This window comes from Pseudarthrobacter sp. MDT1-22 (assembly GCF_054511035.1).
The window spans coordinates 1-3,288 of the sequence record NZ_JBTNDK010000063.1 but is presented as its reverse complement, the minus strand read 5'-3'; the positions used below and the strand labels follow the sequence as shown (position 1 = coordinate 3,288).

The following is a 3,288-nucleotide window of genomic DNA, read 5'->3' as shown; positions in this document are numbered from 1 at the left end:
GCCGGTAGCTGTTGCCTTTGAGGCTGATGACGTCGGCGTGGTGAACGATCCGGTCGATCATGGCCGAGGCGATGGTCAGGTCTCCGAAGACGTCGCCCCAGCGTATTGAAGTTCCCACATGTTCGTTCTCGGCTTTTTGCCTGTTTGGGGTGCTGACCTGCTGCTATTGGTCCGGCGCGGCGTTCACCTATTCACAAGGTAGGGTGCTCAAATATGAGGTAGCGGTTTAGTTTCTAAGCTGGACAGAAGGTGTGCGGTGAACGATCGTCCGCGGTTGCACTCAGTTCAATGCACTGCTCTCTCGCCGACGGTGGAGTTTATTGACCCGTCGGCTTATCAATCGGCCTGTGTGGATGCATTCGTCGCCAGCCAGGTCGCCCGGGGTTTCAGCCAGCTCACCATCGATAACGGCACGGGAGTGTTGGAGCGGTTCCTGGCGTTGGCGGGGAAACCGGCGTGGGAGCTGGAACCGGAAGACATTGATTCGATCATGGCGGCATTAATTGAACGCGGCGTCGGGACGGTGACCCGCCGCGGATACGTAGGCACCTTCAAGTCGTTCTTCGCATTCTTGGAGGCCAGGCATGGGGCCGAGATTGAGTCACGGTTCGGAGCGCGGCTATCAGACCCCCTCGATATCTTTCACTCCGGCCGCCATGTGGGAAGCGATTCCCCGGCCACTCGTCCCCCGCCGACCCCGGCCCGGATGGACGAATTCTTCACCTTCCTGCGTCACCGGATGGACGGGGCCCGCAAGTGGACGCCGGCCGCCCGTGACTATGCGCTGTTGCGGATGCTCTATCATGCAGGATTGCGTTCTGCGGAGGCGGCAAGTCTGGAGATCCGCGATCTGCATTTTGACCGGGGGCCCTTCGGGAAGATCCACGTCCGTCTGGGCAAGGCTGCCAAGGGCTCGGGACCACGGCCGCGGTGGGTCCCCATGCTCGATGACCTCTCACTGATTCTTCACTGGTATCTGGCCGAAGTACGCCCCCGGTTTAAGGTTCCCGGACCGGTCCTTTTCTGTGACGAGGGCGGCGGCCAGCTGAACTCCGGATCGATCCGCAACCGTCTGGCGCACCTGTGCGATGAGGAGGGCCATCCGGTGCATGATCGTTTCAGCCCGCACGGTCTCCGCCACGCCTGTGCGACGCGTAACTACGAACGCGGCATCGATCTAGTCGCGATCCAGCAGATGCTCGGCCACTGGAATGTGGGAACGACGATGCGCTATGTCACCCCGTCGGCGACGTTTGTCGAAGACGCTTACCGGCGGGCCATTTCCACGACCCTGACCAACTTGAAGGAGGACTAAACGATGGCCGTATTCCGTTGGCGGCTCAGAATGGCCGCCGCCCAGCGGGAGGTCTGGACGGGAGCCCAGCTACGTCGTCTGCTGGCGGAGAAAGCCGGCCTGGAGCTATCCGCCGCTTCAGTCTCCGCGCTTCTGACGAACCAGCCCGTCCAGGTCAAACTCGAGACCCTCGCCGCACTTTGCACGGCATTGGACTGCACCCCCAACGACCTCCTCGAACTGGACACAACCAACTCTGCTGCAACGGCAACTTCCGCCAATACTGGGACCGCGGCCGGAGGCGCCGGCGGCTCGGCGGACCCGCCCGGTCCGGACCGGGCCCGTGCCCGCGGTGGTGCGCGGACACCTCCACCGTTCTGAGTCGGACAGTGCTGATCGGGAAATGCCTGGATTGCGGCAGCGACGCCCTGCATGCCCGCGGCCGGTGCACGCCCTGTTACTGGAAAGCCAAACGGGAGGCCCTCAAAGAGGACTGCCCTTCCTGCCAGCTCAGTAGAGTCCTGGTCCCGGAGTCGGGGATCTGCGGGATGTGCGTCCGCCGCGCCCGGCCTCGGAAGAAGCCAACACCCCGGATCTGCGCCGGCTGCGGACGGATGGCAATCCATGACGGCCTCGGCCTGTGTTCACCCTGTTACCAGCGGGACCCGTCCAGGGTCGCGACCTGGACCGAGGGGGCCCTGATGCGTCTGGGAGACAACGCTCCGGTCTGGTTCGGGCCGTTGGCCCAGGACCTGGCCCAACGCTGCGCAGCCCCCAAAGCAACCGCACATCTACGGAAGGTTGAGGCTCTGCTCCACACCGGCGTGGCCACACCCGCCGCCATTATCGCTGCTCTGCACACCTCAGGCCGATCGGCCGGCGCTACCACCAGGCTGGTCGATGAATTCTTCATCCGCTCCGGGAAAGGCACCCACCTCGATGAGCCCAAACGGCTCGCGGCCGGCCGCCGGCACCGGCGTCTGGCCCGAGTTCCCATATCACTGCGCCCCGGCGTCGAAGCCTTCACCCGGCACCTGCTCGACTCCAGGATCCGTGCTGAACTCCGCGGCCACGGCCAGCTGGGAGACAACACGATCGAGGCCCGCATCGCAGACCTGGGTATGCTCGCTGAACAACTCACAGGCCGCGGGATCACTGATTGGGCAGCGGTCGCGGTCACCGATATTGAAGAATTCATCACGACCAACACCGGATCGCGGCTGGCCACCTGCCGGGGCTTCTTCGCTTTCGCCCGCCGCCGCAAACTCATCCTGATCAACCCCGCCGGCACCATCAGGCGCAAGAGTCCCCGCGGATTCGCCGGGCACATCCTCACCCTGGACCACCAGCGCCAGCTGCTCACCCGCTGGAGTGACCACAACGTCAACCCCGTTGAGCGCGGCGCCGGGCTGTTGAGTCTGCTCCACGGCGCCAGCTGCACCGAGCTTCGCCACCTGCGCCTGGTGGATATCGATGTCGGCGCGGCGACGATCCGATTCGCAGGGCGCCCGCATCCAGTGCCCATTGACCCGCTCACGGCAGCCGCCCTAGACGAGTTTCTCAGCGCGCGCTCCACCGTCCTGAGTGGCAATCCGTACGCGTTCACCACCCGATACACACGCCGGCACCGGGATCTTGTCTCGTCATCCTTCATGACCCATATCCTCGACGGTGCAGGCATCACGCCCACCGTGCTGCGTCAGACCCGGCTCGCAGATCTGGCCCACCGCCTCGACCCGCGTCTGGTGGCTGCCGTCTTTGGCATGACGGAAGGAGGTGCACTGCACTATGTCACCGATGCCGTTGACAACGAGGATCATGTCTTCAGCCCGCACCTGTGAACTTTAGGTACGAAAGCGCATACCTTGGGCGGAACCTGTGCGCTTTTATTGAACGGGAGGTTGGACGTCAGGATCATGGAGGCGTGTTCGTAGCGACTGGAGACGAGTTGGAAGAACAGGTTCGCGGCGTCCTGGTCGAACGGGATATAGCCG

At 63.8% G+C, this 3,288-nt stretch carries 3 protein-coding genes and 2 pseudogenes; 3 read left to right on the top strand and 2 right to left on the bottom strand.

The window, feature by feature from the left end:
- A pseudogene (locus ACX80M_RS20860) lies at positions 1-103 on the bottom strand (ATP-binding protein); the annotation flags it as partial.
- 207 nt (positions 104-310) lie between these two features.
- Here ACX80M_RS20860 and ACX80M_RS20855 point away from each other — a divergent pair.
- From ACX80M_RS20855 to ACX80M_RS20845, 3 genes are all read left to right on the top strand, one after another.
- Positions 311-1,315: a tyrosine-type recombinase/integrase gene (locus ACX80M_RS20855; RefSeq protein ID WP_459310367.1), complete on the top strand. Its 1,005-nt coding sequence runs from the start codon at positions 311-313 to the stop codon at positions 1,313-1,315.
- Positions 1,316-1,318: 3 nt separating this feature from the next.
- Complete coding sequence (locus ACX80M_RS20850) at positions 1,319-1,675, top strand: helix-turn-helix domain-containing protein (RefSeq protein WP_252615047.1); 357 nt, start codon at positions 1,319-1,321, stop codon at positions 1,673-1,675.
- 320 nt (positions 1,676-1,995) lie between these two features.
- Positions 1,996-3,135, top strand: coding sequence for a site-specific integrase (locus tag ACX80M_RS20845; protein ID WP_252615048.1), 1,140 nt, complete (start codon positions 1,996-1,998; stop codon positions 3,133-3,135).
- 44 nt (positions 3,136-3,179) lie between these two features.
- On the opposite strand, the pseudogene ACX80M_RS20840 reads toward ACX80M_RS20845, so the two are convergent.
- A pseudogene (locus ACX80M_RS20840) lies at positions 3,180-3,288 on the bottom strand (ATP-binding protein); the annotation flags it as partial.

Excerpts from the sequence above, each read along its gene's own strand:
- ACX80M_RS20850 (WP_252615047.1), top strand. The coding sequence starts at position 1,319 with ATGGCCGTATTCCGTTGGCGGCTCAGAATGGCCGCCGCCCAGCGGGAG.
- ACX80M_RS20845 (WP_252615048.1), top strand. The coding sequence starts at position 1,996 with ATGCGTCTGGGAGACAACGCTCCGGTCTGGTTCGGGCCGTTGGCCCAG.